This window comes from Megasphaera sp. NM10 (genome assembly GCF_000417505.1).
Classification (GTDB): domain Bacteria; phylum Bacillota; class Negativicutes; order Veillonellales; family Megasphaeraceae; genus Megasphaera; species Megasphaera intestinihominis.
Map to the genome: position 1 here is coordinate 25,224 of NZ_APHY01000009.1, position 15,777 is coordinate 41,000.

General features: G+C 56.6%; 16 protein-coding genes, 1 tRNA gene and 1 pseudogene. 17 read left to right on the top strand and 1 reads right to left on the bottom strand.

The window, feature by feature from the left end:
- The 8 genes from hisF (at window position 1) to hydE (ending at window position 8,186) form a co-directional block, all read left to right on the top strand.
- Window positions 1-765 (top strand): imidazole glycerol phosphate synthase subunit HisF, encoded by a 765-nt coding sequence (gene hisF, locus NM10_RS02015; RefSeq protein ID WP_020309953.1) that lies wholly within the window; start codon window positions 1-3, stop codon window positions 763-765.
- Window positions 766-780: 15 nt separating this feature from the next.
- Window positions 781-1,479, top strand: coding sequence for a bifunctional phosphoribosyl-AMP cyclohydrolase/phosphoribosyl-ATP diphosphatase HisIE (hisIE, locus tag NM10_RS02020; protein WP_239639562.1), 699 nt, complete (start codon window positions 781-783; stop codon window positions 1,477-1,479).
- 123 nt (window positions 1,480-1,602) lie between these two features.
- The gene (locus tag NM10_RS02025; RefSeq protein WP_020309956.1) at window positions 1,603-2,616 is read left to right on the top strand and encodes an HAD family hydrolase; all 1,014 of its coding nucleotides are present in this window, start codon (window positions 1,603-1,605) and stop codon (window positions 2,614-2,616) included.
- A gap of 8 nt (window positions 2,617-2,624) precedes the next feature.
- The gene (locus NM10_RS02030; protein WP_020309957.1) at window positions 2,625-3,719 is read left to right on the top strand and encodes a mandelate racemase/muconate lactonizing enzyme family protein; all 1,095 of its coding nucleotides are present in this window, start codon (window positions 2,625-2,627) and stop codon (window positions 3,717-3,719) included.
- Window positions 3,720-3,842: 123 nt separating this feature from the next.
- A complete protein-coding gene (trmB, locus tag NM10_RS02035) occupies window positions 3,843-4,547 on the top strand; it encodes a tRNA (guanosine(46)-N7)-methyltransferase TrmB (RefSeq protein WP_020309958.1) in 705 nt (234 codons plus the stop codon).
- Entirely contained in the window at window positions 4,501-5,793 is a 1,293-nt protein-coding gene (locus NM10_RS02040; protein ID WP_020724114.1) for an FtsW/RodA/SpoVE family cell cycle protein, read from the top strand. Before trmB ends, NM10_RS02040 begins: the two co-directional genes overlap by 47 nt.
- Window positions 5,794-5,814: 21 nt before the next feature.
- Window positions 5,815-7,080, top strand: a complete 1,266-nt coding sequence (uraA, locus tag NM10_RS02045; protein ID WP_036201230.1) for a uracil permease — start codon at window positions 5,815-5,817, stop codon at window positions 7,078-7,080.
- Window positions 7,081-7,106: 26 nt separating this feature from the next.
- Window positions 7,107-8,186 carry a [FeFe] hydrogenase H-cluster radical SAM maturase HydE gene (gene hydE / locus NM10_RS02050; RefSeq protein ID WP_020309961.1) on the top strand — a complete coding sequence of 360 codons (1,080 nt, stop codon included), beginning with the start codon at window positions 7,107-7,109 and terminating at the stop codon, window positions 8,184-8,186.
- Window positions 8,187-8,406: 220 nt separating this feature from the next.
- On the opposite strand, the gene NM10_RS02055 is transcribed toward hydE, so the two are convergent.
- Window positions 8,407-8,495, bottom strand: a tRNA-Ser gene (locus tag NM10_RS02055).
- 138 nt (window positions 8,496-8,633) lie between these two features.
- Here NM10_RS02055 and NM10_RS02060 point away from each other — a divergent pair.
- The 9 genes and pseudogenes from NM10_RS02060 (at window position 8,634) to NM10_RS02100 (ending at window position 15,771) form a co-directional block, all read left to right on the top strand.
- Entirely contained in the window at window positions 8,634-9,611 is a 978-nt protein-coding gene (locus NM10_RS02060; RefSeq protein ID WP_036201227.1) for a C-terminal binding protein, read from the top strand.
- An 18-nt stretch (window positions 9,612-9,629) separates the two neighbouring features.
- Complete coding sequence (locus NM10_RS02065; RefSeq protein WP_020309963.1) at window positions 9,630-10,436, top strand: polysaccharide deacetylase family protein; 807 nt, start codon at window positions 9,630-9,632, stop codon at window positions 10,434-10,436.
- Window positions 10,437-10,459: 23 nt separating this feature from the next.
- On the top strand, window positions 10,460-11,404 hold the full coding sequence (locus tag NM10_RS02070; protein WP_020309964.1) for a phosphodiester glycosidase family protein: 945 nt from the start codon (window positions 10,460-10,462) through the stop codon (window positions 11,402-11,404).
- Window positions 11,405-11,414: 10 nt separating this feature from the next.
- Entirely contained in the window at window positions 11,415-12,317 is a 903-nt protein-coding gene (locus NM10_RS02075) for a hypothetical protein (RefSeq protein ID WP_020309965.1), read from the top strand.
- Between the two features lie 9 nt (window positions 12,318-12,326).
- Entirely contained in the window at window positions 12,327-12,662 is a 336-nt protein-coding gene (locus tag NM10_RS02080; RefSeq protein WP_192813534.1) for a hypothetical protein, read from the top strand.
- Window positions 12,659-13,165, top strand: a complete 507-nt coding sequence (locus NM10_RS02085; RefSeq protein ID WP_020309967.1) for a hypothetical protein — start codon at window positions 12,659-12,661, stop codon at window positions 13,163-13,165. Before NM10_RS02080 ends, NM10_RS02085 begins: the two co-directional genes overlap by 4 nt.
- Window positions 13,166-13,317: 152 nt before the next feature.
- Window positions 13,318-14,115 (top strand): amino acid ABC transporter substrate-binding protein, encoded by a 798-nt coding sequence (locus tag NM10_RS02090; RefSeq protein WP_020309968.1) that lies wholly within the window; start codon window positions 13,318-13,320, stop codon window positions 14,113-14,115.
- Between the two features lie 12 nt (window positions 14,116-14,127).
- Complete coding sequence (locus tag NM10_RS02095) at window positions 14,128-14,931, top strand: amino acid ABC transporter substrate-binding protein (RefSeq protein WP_020309969.1); 804 nt, start codon at window positions 14,128-14,130, stop codon at window positions 14,929-14,931.
- Window positions 14,932-15,119: 188 nt separating this feature from the next.
- Window positions 15,120-15,771 (top strand): annotated as a pseudogene (locus tag NM10_RS02100) (amino acid ABC transporter permease).
- Window positions 15,772-15,777 lie beyond the last annotated feature (6 nt).

Consider the following 15,777-nt stretch of genomic DNA (forward strand, 5'->3'; position numbering starts at 1 on the left):
ATGTTGGCAAAACGTATTGTACCGTGCCTGGACGTCCGCGATGGCCGCGTCGTCAAAGGCAAGCAGTTTAAACATATCCAGGACGTCGACGATCCCGTCAAATTGGGGAAATTCTATTCCGACCAGCTCGCCGATGAACTCGTCTTCTACGACATCACGGCGACCCATGAAAAGCGCCATATCTTCATCGACGTCGTCCGCGCCGTAGCCGAAGCCATTACCATTCCCTTTACCATCGGCGGCGGCATCAGCAGCATCGACGACTTCCACCAGGTCCTGCGGGCCGGTGCCGATAAGGTATCGGTCAATTCGGCTGCCGTCCGCCGTCCCGAACTGATACGCGAAGCGGCCCAGCGCTTCGGCAGCCAGTGCGTCGTCCTGTCCATCGATGCCAAGCGCGATAACCACGGCAGCTGGCAGGTCTACGTCGAAGGGGGCCGCAAGAATACGGGCATCGACGCCATCGCCTGGGCCAAACAGGGCGTCGCCCTCGGTGCCGGCGAAATCTGCATGAATTCCATGGACGCGGACGGCGAAAAGGCCGGCTTCGACCTGGAACTGAACCGCCGCCTGGCGACGGAACTGCCTGTGCCCATCATCGCTTCCGGCGGTGCCGGCACGATGCAGGATTTCAAGGATGTCTTCGACGTCGGCGTCGATGCCGCCCTGGCCGCTTCGGTCTTCCACTTCGGCCAGATCGACATCCCCGATTTGAAGACCTATTTACAGGGACAGGGAATTCCCATGAGAGGGGCAGAAAAATAAATGGAAAGTGTATCGATGAAAGACATTAAATTTGATGAAAAGGGCCTCGTGCCGGCCGTCGTCCAGGAAGGATGCAGCGGCAAGGTCCTCATGGTGGCCTATATGAACGCCGAAGCCCTGAAGCGCACCGTCGAAAGTGGCGATGCCTGGTATTACAGCCGCAGCCGCCAGGAATTGTGGCATAAAGGCGAAACGTCGGGACATTTCCAGCACATCCGCTCCATCGCCGTCGACTGCGATGCCGACACGATCCTCCTGACCGTCGACCAGGTCGGCGCCGCCTGCCATACAGGCCACAAATCGTGTTTCTTCCGGTCCATGACGGAATGGGAAAAGACCTATACGGGCAACTTGTCCATGCTGTCGGACCTGCGCGAAGAAATCAAGGAAAAACGCATCCATCCGACAGAAAAATCCTACACGGCTTACCTCCTGCAGACGGGCATCGACAAGATCTGCAAGAAAATCGGCGAAGAATCGTCGGAAGTCATCATCGCCGCCAAGAACGCCGACCCCGTCGTCAAGGATACGTCGGAAGCCGCCGACAACCTGCGCCTGGAAGTCTGCAAGGAATCGGCCGACCTCTTGTATCACCTGTCCGTCCTCTGGGAGGACACGGGCGTCACCGTCAACGATGTCATGAAGGTCCTGGAAGAACGGTCCCATGTCAAGGGCAATAAGAAGACTGTCGGCCATTTGGACAAGACATTTTAAGCAAGAGGAGGAAGGCGCGATGAAGAAAGTGATTTTTGACGTCGATGGCGTCTTGCTCAGTGAAAAACGCTATTTCGACGTATCGGCCTGGTAGTCTGGGAATGGTATTACAGCCCGCGCTACATGCACCTCAAACCGGAACGGATCACGGCCGACCTTGACGATGATACCATCGCCGCCCTGCGGGCCCGCTTCTGGAGGAACGACGATATCTTATTGTGGCTCAAGAAACACGGCGTCAACAGCAACTGGGACATGGTCCACGCCCACATCGTCGTCACCTTGTGGCTCATGCTGGAAAAGTATGTCGCCGACCACGGCGGTCTGGAAGGGAGCCTGAAGAAAATCGACGATATCCAGTACCTGGGCTCTCTCCTGCGGGGCTATCCCGTACCGACGGCCGACGACGTCTATCGCCGCCTGAGCAATGTCATCCCCGAACGGGCCGGCAAGGACGAAGTCTTTACCTATCTGGCCAATGCCGTCCAGTCGTCCCTGGGACCGGGCTCCAAGCAGTGGACGCCCCTCGATTCGCCCTTGTGGCAGCTGGAATTCGAGGCCTTCCAGGACTGGTATTTCGGCGACGAGCTCTATGAACAGACGTATGGCAAGAAACCTTATGCACCGGGGAAACCGGGCTTTTTGACGCGGGAAGAACCACTGGGGACTGTTGACGGCATCCGCAACATGTTCCGGGAATTGAAGAAACGGGGCTATCAGATTGCCATCGCCACGGGCCGGTCGAAAATGGAAATGGAGATTCCCTTCCGGACCTATGGCTGGCTCGACGAATTCGACGAACACTACGTTGCGACCTATAGCGACATCGAAGAAGCCGAAGCCATGCTGCACATGTCCCTGGACAAGCCCAACCCCTTTGCTTATTACCTCGGGGCTTTCGGCAAGAATAAGAAACATTACCTCGATTACGTCAGCCATCCCGACGACTTCAAGAAGGGCATCTACTACGTCGTCGGCGACTCCCTGGCCGACGTCTGGTGCGCCCGGGCCATGGGAGCCACCATGATTGGGACCCTGACCGGCATCGACGGGCCGGCGGCCAAGCCCATGTTCCAGAAGGAGCACGTCCGCTACATCGTCGATTCAGTCGAAGAGATTTTAGATATTTTACCGTAGGAATTATCATGAAGATTACAGCTATTGAAATCGGGAAGATCGCCATTCCCTTGAAGACGCCGTTCATCACGGCCCTGCGCCGCGTCGACGTCGCCGAAGACCTGGTCGTCAAGGTCCATACCGACGACGGCCACACGGGCTACGGCAACGCACCGGCGACGGTCGTCATCACCGGTGACAGTCACCAATCGGTCGCCGCTGCCATTAAATATACCATCGGGCCGAAACTCATCGGCCGGGATATCGACGACCGCGAAGATATCCTCGACACGATCCATCAATCTATGGTCCACAACACGTCGGCCAAGGCCGCCCTGGACATGGCCGTCCACGACCTCTTCGGCCAGCGTTACGGCCTGCCCTTGTACCGCTTCTTCGGCGGCCGCAAGACGCGCATCGCCTCGGACCTCACCATCAGCGTCAACGCGCCGGACACGATGGCTTCCGACGCCGTCCAGGCCGTTTCTCGCGGCTACAGCCACTTGAAACTGAAAGTCGGCATCGACCCGGCCATGGACTTCCAGCGCGTCGCCGCCATCCGCAAGGCCGTCGGGCCGGACGTCACTATCCGCCTCGACGCCAACCAGGGCTGGAAGCCGAAAGAAGCCATCCGCCTCATCGGCCGCATGGAAGACGCCGGCCTCGCTATCGAACTGGTCGAACAGCCCGTGGCAGCCGCTGACTTCGACGGCCTGAAACAGGTCACGGACCACGTCGCGACGGACATCATGGCCGACGAATCGGCCTTCAGCCCGCGCGACGTCTTCCGCCTCCTGGCCATGCGGGCCTGTGACCTCATCAACATCAAACTCATGAAGGCCGGCGGCCTGGCCCCGGCTGCCCAGATCGCCGCCATGGCCGACGCCGCCGGCGTCGCCTGCATGATGGGCTGTATGCTGGAAAGCAAAGTCGGCATCACCGCCGCCGCGGCCCTGTCTGCCGGCAAGGCCGTCATCACCAAGAACGACCTCGACGCCGCCGACCTCATGGCCGCCGACCCCGTCCGGGGCGGCATCACCTATGACAAAGACCACCTCGTCGTCCCCGACGCACCGGGCCTGGGCATTACGGCCATTGATGGCTGGCTGCCATTAAAAGATTGACACCGGCGCCGACATTTTTTATAATTAAATAAGTCTGAAAAAGTTAGTCATGGAACCCTTCGGCTTGTACAGCAGGTCTGAAGGGTTCTTGTACGATGAATCGTTTTTTACATAGGAGGTATAATGCGTTTACGAAGAAAACCGTGGATTGACGAGGCTATCAAGGATTATAGTGATTTTCTCCATCTGGAAAGCTGCGAAAGCTATAAGGGAAAATGGCGTTCCCTCTTTAAGAATCCCGATGCGCCGCTGTGGGTCGAATTGGGGACGGGGAAGGGGAATTTCATTTCCCAGATGGCCCAGATCCACAAGGATGTCAATTTCATCGGCATCGAGATCCAGGTCGGCGTCCTCTATTATGCCGGCAAGAAGTGCGCCGCTGCCGAAGTGGACAATGTCCAGCTCCTGCGCTTTGACGTAGCCCGCCTGGAAGATATTTTTGCCCCAGGGGAAGTGGACCGCTTCTTCATCAACTTCTGCGATCCCTGGCCCAAGAAGCGCCATGCCAAACGGCGCCTGACGTACCGCGGTTTCCTCGACCGCTACGCACGGCTCCTGCGGGAAAATGGCCAGATTTACTTCAAGTCCGATAATGCCGGTCTCTTCGATTTCACCCTCGACGAGTTCCGCGAATGTGGCTGGCCCTTGTCGGAAGTGACTTATGATCTGCATAACAGCCCGATTTTGAATGAAGCCATGACGGAATATGAAGCGAAGTTCAGCGCCAAGGGACAGCCCATTTTCCGTTGTGTCGCTACGCGTCCCAAGGAAGTGATTGCTCATGTTAAAACCCAGACTGACCGTCCGGACCCGGCGCCGGAGGACTAACGTCCTCTGGCTGGTGGGTATCTTTTCGTGCCTTGTCGTCATCGGCATGGAAAATATCCTCAGCTCGACCTTTGTCCTCGATGGCGGCAGTACGGTCTATGGTTATCTCTTGAAACAATTGGGCTTCCTGGTGATGGGCCTGCTGGCGTCTGCCGGCGTCTGGCACCTGGGCTATCCGTGGCTGCGCCGCTGGTGCGGTACGCTGGTCCTGATCAGCGCCGTGCTGCTCTTTGCCGTCAAGGCCATCGGCATCACCGTCAACGGTGCTCAGCGCTGGCTGGGCTATGGGGCCGTGTCTTTCCAGCCGTCGGAATTTGCTAAGCTGGCAGCCATCATTTGCACGGCTGCGGCGCTGACTTTCTTTTGGGAATGTCACGGTGACCAGCAGACTGTCGTCGAACGATTCACTAAAAAATGGCGCATCGAGCACTTGGCGCCGTCATTATTGGCAAAGAAGAAGCTCTTCAAGAGCTATGGTCTGCTCTGCCTCTTGCCGGCTCTCTTCCTCTCTGCTATTATCTTGATTCAGCCTGATGCCGGCACGGCTATCGTGCTCTTTGTGCCGTCGGCGTTCATGCTCTTTTGCAGCGGCATCCCACTCTATGACCGGCACTGGTCGTATAAGAAAATCGGCCTGTGGACCCTTGCGGCAATCGTTATCGGCGTCCTGGCTTTTTATTTCTTTGGTCATGATTACCAGAAAGACCGCATCCGGGCCTGGATATACCCTGAGGACTACAAGAAGACCATCGGCTATCAGATAACCCAGAGCCTCATCGCCATCGGTTCCGGCGGCGTCTGGGGCCAGGGCATGGGGACGGGCATCAGCAAGTTCAGTTACCTGCCCGAAGCCCATACGGACTTCGCTTATGCTATCCTTTGCCAGGAATGGGGCTTTTTGGGCGGTGTCCTGGTCTTATTCCTGTTTTTCGCCCTGATTTATTTTGGCGTCCAGGCGGCAGGCTCCTGTCAGGACCGGTTCGGCATGTTCCTGGCCATGGGAATTACCTTTTCTCTCGGCGGCCAGGGCCTGGTCAACATGGCTATGGTTACGGACCTGTTTCCCGTCGTCGGTGTCCCGCTGCCCTTCATCAGTTACGGCGGGTCATCCCTTATTTTGAACCTGATTTCTGCGTCGCTCCTGCTGCGCGTCAGCTATGATAATTACATGGCCGCGGCCAAGGCGCAGGACTTGAGTGCCCAGCAGGCCCGGCAGGCTTTGCGTCCGCCCTTTATGGGGCATTGAATTTAGGAGGATTTTGATTTTATGGAACAACGAAGAATTATACATGTGGAAGAACGGCTGCCTATCTTGCCGACGATTCCCCTGAGTTTACAGCATCTCTTTGCCATGTTCGGCTCGACGGTCCTGGTCCCGTTCCTGCTCCACGTCGACCCGGCGACGGCCCTGTTCATGAACGGCGTCGGTACGCTCATTTATCTGACCATTTGTAAATGGCGCCTGCCGGCCTACCTCGGTTCGAGTTTCGCCTTCATTTCGCCGGTCCTGGCTGTCTGCGCGACACCGGGCATGTCCTATGGCGACGCCCAGGGGGGCTTCATCGTCTTCGGCCTGTCCTTCATGATCCTGGCGGCCATTGTCGACAAGGTCGGCACCAAGTGGATCGACGTCCTCTTCCCGCCGGCTGCCATGGGCTCCATCGTAGCCATCATCGGCCTGGAACTGGCGCCGCTGGCCATGAATATGTCCGGTTATATGGGCGAAGTCCAGGGCATGTCCAATGAAACGGCCATGATCATTTCGACGTTCACCCTGGTCGTCACCATCCTGGCCACCGTCCTCGGCCGGGGCTTCATCGGCATCATCCCCATCCTCATCGGCGTCATTGCCGGCTATATCCTGTCGTTCTTCATGGGCGTCGTCGATTGGACCCATGTCCAGGAAATGCCATGGGTCGCCTTTCCGACCTTCTATAAGCCGGAATTCAATCTCAGCGCTATCATGATGATCATGCCGGCCCTGTTCGTCGTCCTGGCCGAACACCTGGGCCATCTCTTCGTCACCAGCGATATCGTCGGCCGCGACCTCATCAAGGACCCGGGCCTGCACCGGTCGCTCTTTGCCGACGGCTTGTCCAACGTCCTGTCCGGCCTGGTCGGTTCGACGCCGAATACGACGTATGGTGAAAACATGGGCGTCATGGCCATTACCGGCGTATACAGTACGTGGGTCATCGGCGGCGCTGCTGTCTTTGCCATCCTCTTTTCCTTCGTCGGCAAGATCGCAGCCCTCATCCACGCCATCCCGACGCCGGTCATGGGCGGTGTCTGCATTCTCCTGTTCGGCTTCATCGCCGCTTCAGGCCTGCGTATGCTCGTCGAAAAGAAAGTCGATTATACGCGCTCGAAGAACCTCATCCTCACGGCTGTCACCATGATTTCCGGCCTCAGCGGGGCGACTATCGTCCTCGGTCCGGTCCAGCTCAAGGGCATGGGCCTGGCTACGGTCGTCGCCATGGTCATGAGCCTCATCTTCCTTTTCTTTGAAAAGATTCATTGGGCCAACGAATAGCAGGCCATCTGAAAGGAGTTCCGTCTATGACTATTCCACAACCGAAAACCCGCGACGATTTGATCGCGCTGCTCTCGATTACCGATCCTGATGAACTCCAGGCGCTTTATGATGCGGCTTATGCCGTCAAGGCCGCCGGTGTGGGACGCGTCGTCTATTACCGGGGCCTCGTCGAATTTTCCAATTACTGTATCAAAGACTGCAAATACTGCGGCATCCGCAAGAGCAATGACGAAGTAGAACGCTTCGATACGCCGCGCGAAGACATCCTGGCCATGGCCCGCTGGGCCTGGGAGAACCGCTACGGCTCCCTGACCCTCCAGTCCGGCGAACGGCAGGATGAAGAGTTCATCGACTACGTCGAAGGCCTAGTCCGCGACATCAAGGCCTTGAGCCACGGCGAACTGGGCCTGACCCTCTGCGTCGGTGAACAGACGGAAGAAACGTACCGCCGCTGGTTCGACGCCGGCGCCCACCGCTATCTCCTGCGCATCGAAACGAGCAACCCCGACCTCTACGCGACGCTCCATCCCCAGGACGGCCATCACCGCTGGCAGGTCCGCAAGGACTGCCTGGACAGCCTGCGCCGCATCGGCTACCAGGTCGGGACAGGGGACATGATTGGCCTGCCCGGCCAGACCCTGGGCGATTTGGCCGATGACATCCTCTTTTACCGGGACATGGACATCGACATGATCGGCATGGGTCCCTACGTCGTCCATCACAATACACCGGTCGGCAAAGACGTCATGGCTGCCGGTATGGACAGTGCCGAAGAAAAGAAACGGCGCCTGGAACTGGGCCTCAAGATGATTGCCGTCACGCGCCTCTTCCTGCCCGACGTCAACATCGCCGCTACGACGGCCCTCCAGGCCCTCCATCCCCTGGGACGGGAACTGGGCCTCAAAGCCGGGGCCAACGTCCTCATGCCCATCGTCACGGTCCCCAAATATCGCCCACAGTACCTCTTATACGACAACAAACCCTGTGTCGACGAAGTACCGGACCAGTGCAAGAACTGCCTCAGCGCCCGCGTAGCCTCCGTAGGCGACACCATCGGCCTGGGACAATGGGGCGATTCGCCACACTTTTTCCATAAGAAATAGTAGAGGGCGCCCAGAGTGCGCCCTGCCGGACATTTGAACGGTTCTCTAAAAAACTAATTGGATAATCGCACATATCCTGAATCGGGCTTGCCACGTGCAAGCCCCTACAGATTGTAAATCATAAAAAGGCCCCGATTGGGGGCCTTTGCTAATTCCTAGCCACTAAGCTGCTAACCACTCAAAAAGCCCTGTCACCTACGCGACAGGGCTTTTTGGAAATTGGCGGAAAGGGTGGGATTCGAACCCACGGTGCGTTGCCGCATCACTAGTTTTCAAGACTAGCTCCTTAAACCACTCGGACACCTTTCCATAACGAAACTATTATAGCAGAGTTTTCACAACTCCGTCAAGGACGGCACAGGGACTTGCTAATTGACTTTTATATGGTATATAATTAAGTGTATCTTTATGTCTAAATCTTTTGTTTATAGAAAAGGGGCAGTGATAATGTATCACATAAGTGTTTTGACAGGACGTCAGGATGAAGATGATTTTGGAGAGAGACTGCGCGATGTAGCGCGCGTTGAATATTGTCCTCCCGGAGATGAAGAAGAATTGGCCGACAGGCTCGAAGATGCAGATGTCATCATCTGTAAGTCCGAACCGATTACGGCATCCCTTCTGGAAGAATTGGACGATCTGAAATTGATCGTCGTCTTATCGACGCGGTCGGATAATGTCGACTTGGCGGCTGCCCGGGAAAAGGGTGTCATGGTCATCAACAATACGTCGTACTGTGTCGACGATATTGCCGACCATACGTGTGCCATGATCCTGGCCCTCATCCGCCAGCTGCCGGAGTACCAGAGCGATATCCGCACCAACAGCCGTTGGGAATACGGGTCCGTTCCCTGGCCTATCCACCGTGTCAGCAGCAATCTCATCGGCCTCGTCGGGTTTGGCCATGTCGGTCGTGCCGTCGCCGCCCGTCTCCAGGCTTTTGGATGCAAGATCCAGGCTTATGATCCGTTTGTCAGCGAAAAGGTCATGATGGAACGCAGCGTCCGTCCCGTCGACTTCGACAAACTTCTCCAGACCAGCGACGTCGTATCACTTCACATGCCGCTCAACGAAACGACACGCTACATATTCCAGGACGAACAGTTCGAGGAAATGAAGGAAGGCTCCATGTTCGTCAACTGCTGCCGCGGCGGCCTGGCGGACGAAGCGGCTCTTTATCATGCTGTCGACGACGGCCATATCCGCAGTGCCGCCCTCGACGTATTGTCCATGGAACATCCGAGCCCGATGCTGCTCAAGATGATCGCCCGGCCGGAATTCCTGCTCACGCCCAGCGTCTGCTTCCATTCCGTCGAAGCCGACAAGGCCGTCCGCGATGATGCCGAACGGTACATCCGCCTGTTCCTGGCTGGCCATTACGATGAGCTGCCCGTTGTGACCTTGCGGGACAACGAAGAATCTTAACGAGAGGGGCTGTACAATTTGCGTATATGGAAACTGGCCTGCCTGGCCATCCTGTGCTGCTTCCTGCTGGTCGGCTGCACGCCGACGCAGAGCGGCGATACGGCCAAGGCCGACAAGGCACCGCAGGCGCAGGTGGAAATGGCCGTGCCCAAGCAGGGTATCCCGGTCCTGATGTATCACATGATAGGCGATGTCCCCGATAACGATGCGGTCCTCTTGGAATCGCACTTCCGGGAACAGATGAAGTTCCTGAAGGATAATGACTTCCATCCCATTACCCTGGACCAGCTCTATGACTATATGGTGCATAACAAGCCCGTACCAGTCCGGCCGGTCGTCCTCACTTTTGACGACGGCTATCCCGATACGTACAGCATCGTCATGCCTGTTTTGAAGGAATACGGCTTTGCCGGGACGGTCTTCGTGCCGACGTATGACACGGACCAGGGAACGCGCCTGAACTGGCAGCAGGTCAAGGAAATGCAGGCTGCCGGCCTGACCATTGCCTCCCACAGTTATCACCATGAACGGGCGACGGAAATGACAGGGCGCACCTTTGCGGATGAAATCAAGAAGAGCCAGGCTGAACTCAAGGAACAGCTGGACATTACCAACGAATATTTCTGCTATCCCTATGGCGGCTATACGAAAAGCGCCGGCGACGCGTTGAAGGCAGCCGGTATCAAACTGGCCTTTACCATGGATCCGGGCTGGGCCAAATACGGGGACAACCCCTATGCGGTCAAGCGCATCTGGATCGGCAATGCCGTCGATATAGAAAACTTCAAGCAGCGCGTCACGACACCGCAGTATGAAGAACGCTAACTTTATTATTTTCGAGGTTACTTATGAGGAAACACGTAAAAGAAATCGGTAAGTTTTTTGTCTTTGTCGCCATTTTCTTTGCCTTGACATCGCCGTTTGTCGTCCTCTTCGGCCCCTTCGACAACCTGAAGCGCACCGTCATCGGGGCTATCCTGAAGAGCCGTCATCCCCAGTACATCACCTGGCTTTTTTCGCAGGAAGAAATCGACGAAATCCTGGGCGGCATCAGCTCGACGCCGAAGCAGGAACTGTTCAAGTTCAAAGCCCGGACGGACTCGACACTTACCCTGAAGAATATTGATTCCAGCCGTTTCAAGGGATTCCTCCTGGAAATCCCGGACCCGCACCGCGTACAGGTCGCGACGGCTGAAAATATGGATGAAAAAGGCGACACGACCAGCGGTATTGCCGAACGCGTCGGCGCCGTAGCGGCCATCAATGCCGGCGGCTTCTATGATGCCAACGGGACCGGTACGGGCCGCCAGCCTTACGGTTTCATCCTCCACGATGGCAAATATCTCCTCGGCCAGGATGCGTCCGATGAGGAAGAAAATGAATTCGTCGGCTTCACCAAGGACGGCAACCTCATCGTCGGCAACTACTCCAAGGCCGAACTGAAAGAAAAGGACGTCGTCGAAGGCATTTCCTTCGGGCCGGCCCTCATCGTCAACGGTGAAAAGATGATCACCCACGGCGACGGCGGCTGGGGCGTCGGTCCCCGCACGGCCATCGGCCAGCGCAAAGACGGCACGGTCCTCTTCCTGGTCATCGACGGCCGCCAGCCTGGCTATTCCGTCGGGGCGACACTGCGCGACATCCAGAACATCATGTATGAAGAAGGCGCCGTCATTGCGGCCAACCTGGATGGCGGGTCGAGCTCGACGCTGTATTATAATGGCAAAGTCATCAACAAACCGGCGGACCTCTTAGGTGAACGCATGATTCCGACGGCGTTCGTCGTCAAGTAGGAGGCAGGCTATGAAATTACGAAAGTTCATTGCAGTCTTTCTGGCCGGCATCGCCGTCCAGGCTGCTATTTATCTCTACCTGGACCAGGTCTTGTTCGCGCCGACGTCGGATTTCCAGATCGGCGGCACGAACCAGCAGGAAGCCATGGGCGAAGGGACAGAACCGAACGGCCGCAGCTTCTATTCCTATGACAAGCGCTTCATGGCGACCATCGTCGACGACAGGGTCACCATTTACGAAGCCGGCAAGAAGAACGATCCCCAGCGCATCAATCTCCACGGCCGCAAGGTCTCCTTCTTTGAATGGCTGCCCGACCGCAACCTGGCTATCTTCGCCACCTATGGCCGCGACAGGAAGACCGGCAAGTACGGCGTCTACATCGCCCAGTACAACCCGATTTATCCGGACCGCGAACTCGATACGCCTATCGAAGATGCCCCGGTCGACAGTAAGATCACCGATGTCGCCTATTCGACGGCGACCAATGTCGTCTACATGAAGCTCCAGGTCGGCGACAATAAATACCGCATCTACCGGACCGACGCCAACTACGACACGCGCCGCATCCACGTCCAGGCAGAAAACATCGGCCGCATCGCCGTATTCTACGATTCGGATACGTTCTTCTACGACAACCTGCGGACCGGCGTCGTCTACATGTTCGACGGGGCGACCAGCAGCTGGCGTGAAATCTCGCCGAGCGGCAATTTCCGTCTCATCGGTATCGATGGACAGGAAATCTACATCGCCGAAATGAACCACGACGACAAGGTCGTAGCCGCCTACCGCGGCCGCCTGCGGGTCGGCTTCAAGAAGATAGCGACGTACAAGACGCCGGAAGACTTCAATAAGATTACCCTTAACAGTATGCACGAAGCATCGGAAAAATCCGATAAAATGGAAAAGAAGTAGGTGATTGTCATGGCAAAACATAAGATTCCCAAGAATCGCTCTATCGAAGACATGTTCCAGGGCGTCGAAGAAGAATCGACCTTTGAAACGACGGGCTGGGAAGACGACGAAGTGAGCGTCCGCCGGCCGCAGGCCAAAAAGACGGCTAAGAAGCAGACCGCCTCGGACTTCCGCCGCCAGTTCTTCACGGACGACCTCCAGGAAAAAGTCGGCTCTATCCTCCTCGATATCAAGATGGCTTACTTCAAGGACGGCGTCGGCGACATCTCCCTGGAAGTCGTCAAGGACGGCCGCAACGTCGTCATCAAGACGGCACCGAAGACGAGCAAAAAACTGAGAAAATGAAACAGGCAGACCTGGAAAAGCATTTCCGCTGTGGTCCCGTCGAGGCGGCCTATGAGAACTCGAAATGGTTTTCCGGCTTCATGAAGGTCCTCTTCCTCATGGTGGCCATCTACTTCTTCTGGCTCATGACGGGGGAAGCGCACCTGGTTGAACACCTCGACAACTGGGCCGTCCTGGCCTTTTGCCTGTGGCGCATCCATCGCCAGGACGACGTCATGTGCTACGTCACCCGGAAGGGCCTCATCGTCCGCCGCCAGTTCCGGTCGCTCCATGAATTCTACGACGACCAGTTCCATGAGGAGCGGAGCCTCATCTTCCTCCCGTATAAGGACATCTTCGTCATCAGCGACAACTGGCAGGAAATCCAGCTGGGCGAAGCCGAAGAAGGCGGCCTGGCCGTCCTGCCCGTGCACCTGCAGTTCCTGTCCAAGCGCAACAAACAGCGCATCATCGACCGCATCAAGCAGGCCCATGAAACGGACGATGACGAAAGCGCCCATTGACAGGACCTGTCCTATGTGCGATATGCATGAATCGGCATGGAGACATGCCGATTTTTTATACCCAAAAGCCTTTATCTTTTTAACGAAATAAAGTAAAATAGGGCATGTACACAACGGTACGCCTAGATGATCTCAAGGGGAGAGCGATAATCATGGAATGGAAAAAATACGCAGCTGCCGGTATGGCGGCAATTCTGACAGCAACTTTCGTCGCCGGCTGCGGCGGGGACAAACAGGCCGACAAGGGGACGGCTGCCAAGAGGGATAAGATTGTCATCGGCCTCGATGACAACTTCCCGCCTTTTGGGTTCCATGATGAAAGCGGCGAGCTCGTCGGCTTTGACATCGACATGGCCAAGGAAGCCTCCAAGCGCCTGGGCATGGAAGTCGAATTCAAGCCCATCGATTGGGACAGCAAGGAAACGGAACTGAAGAGCAAAAAAATCGATGCCATCTGGAACGGCCTGTCCATCACGCCGGAACGGGAACAGAACATCCTCTTCTCCCGGCCCTATGAAAACGGCCCGCAGATCCTGTTGGTCAAGAACGACTCGCCCATCCAGGGCAAGGCCGACCTGGCCGGCAAAATCGTCGGCACCCAGCAGGGCAGCACCGGCCTGGAAGCCATCGAAGCCGAACCGGAACTGCGCGATTCCTTTAAGGAACTGAAACAGTATTCGGACAACGTCACGTCCTTCATGGACCTGGAAGTCGGCCGCATCGATGCCGTCGTCGTCGCCCAGACGACAGCGGCGTACTTCATCAAGAAGAACAACGCGCCGTTCCGCATCATCGACGTCGGCTATCCCGACATCCCCAGCGGTGTCGGCATGCGCAAGGACGATACGGCACTGAAGGCCCAGCTCGACAAGGTCCTGGAAGACATGCACAACGACGGCACGTCGAAGAAGATTTCTGAAAAATGGTTTGGCATCGACGTCACGATGTAAGGAGGAATTCACATGAATTGGAAAAAAGCACTGGCTGCGGGTACACTGGCCGTAGCAGCCGTTACCATGGTCGCCGGCTGCGGCGGCAATGCAAATAAACAGGCAGAACAGAAACTGCCCGATAAGATCGTCATCGGCCTGGATGACAACTTCCCGCCCATGGGCTTCCGCGATGACAGCGGTCAGCTCGTCGGCTTCGACATCGACCTGGCACAGGAAGCGTCCAAGCGCCTGGGCATCCCCGTCGAATTCAAGCCCATCGACTGGGACAGCAAGGAAGCAGCCCTCAAGAGCAAACAGGTCGACATGCTCTGGAACGGCCTGACCATCACCGATGAACGGTCCCAGCAGATCGCCTTCTCCAAGCCCTATATGAACAACGCCCAGCTCCTCGTCGTCCGCGCCGATTCGCCCATCAATGACCGGGCCGGCCTGGCAGGGAAGGTCATCGGCACCCAGGAAGGGAGCAGCTCCATCGACGCCCTGGAAAAGAACGCCGAATTCAAGGATTCCCTGGCAGAAGTCAAGAAATACGGCGACTTCGTCAACGCCTTCATGGACCTGGAAATCGGCCGTACTGACGGCATCCTCGTCGACAGCGTCGTCGGCCGTTACTACATGGCCAAGAAACCGGGCAAGTTCAAAGTCATCGACGACAAGATGGGCGACGAAAAATTCGGCGTCGGCATGCGCAAGGAAGATACGCTCTTGCAGGATAAACTCAACGACGTCTTGAAACAAATGAGTGAAGATGGTACAATGACTAAGTTGTCCCAGAAGTGGTTTAACGAAGATATTACCATTAAAGTACAGTAAGCGAAGCGGGATGTAACGACGATTCGTAGGGGCCGCCCAAAAGGGCGGCCCGCCTTGCGTATATACGTATCCTATGCTGTATATGTGTCAATCCGCCCACCGTAGGGGCTCGCACGTGGCGAGCCCGTCACAGGATTTGGGGGATGTCCCACTTCTATATATGTGTCAATTCCAAAAAAGGAGCCAACATGGATTATTTATTTCACATCGTGCCTGTCGTTGCCGTAGGCCTGCAGATTACCCTGAAAATTTTCATCATCACCATCGTCCTGAGCCTCGCCCTTGGGCATCCTCATGGCTATCGGCCGTATTTCCAAGATCGCCATCCTGCGTAAGGCCATGTACGCCTATATCTACGTCATGCGCGGCACGCCGCTCATGCTGCAGATCCTCTTCATCTACTACGGCCTGCCCTTCATCATCGACGGCCTGAAACTGCCGGCCTTCCCGGCGGCCATCATCGCCTTCGTCCTCAACTATGCCGCCTACTTTGCCGAAATCTTCCGCGGCGGCATCCAGTCCATCGACCGCGGCCAGTATGAAGGGGCGAAAGTCCTGGGCATGACCTACGTCCAGACCATGCGCCGCATCATCCTGCCCCAGGTCATCAAGCGCGTCCTGCCGCCGGTCTCGAACGAAACGATCAACCTCCTCAAGGATACGTCCCTGGTCTACATCCTGGCCATGAACGACATCCTGCGCATTACGCGCTCCATCGTACAGCGCGACTTCGACACGACGGCCTTCCTGGTCGCTGCCGTCTTCTACCTGTTCTTTACCTTTATCCTGACCAAGGTCTTTGGTTATCTGGAAAAACGCTATGCCGTTTACGATGAATAAGGAGGA

Coding starts and splice junctions, on each gene's coding strand:
- NM10_RS02070 (WP_020309964.1), top strand. CDS start 10,460: ATGAGGAAACACGTAAAAGAAATCGGTAAGTTTTTTGTCTTTGTCGCC.
- hydE (WP_020309961.1), top strand. CDS start 7,107: ATGACTATTCCACAACCGAAAACCCGCGACGATTTGATCGCGCTGCTC.
- NM10_RS02040 (WP_020724114.1), top strand. CDS start 4,501: ATGTTAAAACCCAGACTGACCGTCCGGACCCGGCGCCGGAGGACTAAC.
- hisF (WP_020309953.1), top strand. CDS start 1: ATGTTGGCAAAACGTATTGTACCGTGCCTGGACGTCCGCGATGGCCGC.
- NM10_RS02075 (WP_020309965.1), top strand. CDS start 11,415: ATGAAATTACGAAAGTTCATTGCAGTCTTTCTGGCCGGCATCGCCGTC.
- NM10_RS02025 (WP_020309956.1), top strand. CDS start 1,603: ATGCACCTCAAACCGGAACGGATCACGGCCGACCTTGACGATGATACC.
- NM10_RS02090 (WP_020309968.1), top strand. CDS start 13,318: ATGGAATGGAAAAAATACGCAGCTGCCGGTATGGCGGCAATTCTGACA.
- hisIE (WP_239639562.1), top strand. CDS start 781: ATGAAAGACATTAAATTTGATGAAAAGGGCCTCGTGCCGGCCGTCGTC.
- NM10_RS02060 (WP_036201227.1), top strand. CDS start 8,634: ATGTATCACATAAGTGTTTTGACAGGACGTCAGGATGAAGATGATTTT.
- NM10_RS02095 (WP_020309969.1), top strand. CDS start 14,128: ATGAATTGGAAAAAAGCACTGGCTGCGGGTACACTGGCCGTAGCAGCC.
- NM10_RS02030 (WP_020309957.1), top strand. CDS start 2,625: ATGAAGATTACAGCTATTGAAATCGGGAAGATCGCCATTCCCTTGAAG.
- NM10_RS02085 (WP_020309967.1), top strand. CDS start 12,659: ATGAAACAGGCAGACCTGGAAAAGCATTTCCGCTGTGGTCCCGTCGAG.
- NM10_RS02080 (WP_192813534.1), top strand. CDS start 12,327: ATGGCAAAACATAAGATTCCCAAGAATCGCTCTATCGAAGACATGTTC.
- trmB (WP_020309958.1), top strand. CDS start 3,843: ATGCGTTTACGAAGAAAACCGTGGATTGACGAGGCTATCAAGGATTAT.
- uraA (WP_036201230.1), top strand. CDS start 5,815: ATGGAACAACGAAGAATTATACATGTGGAAGAACGGCTGCCTATCTTG.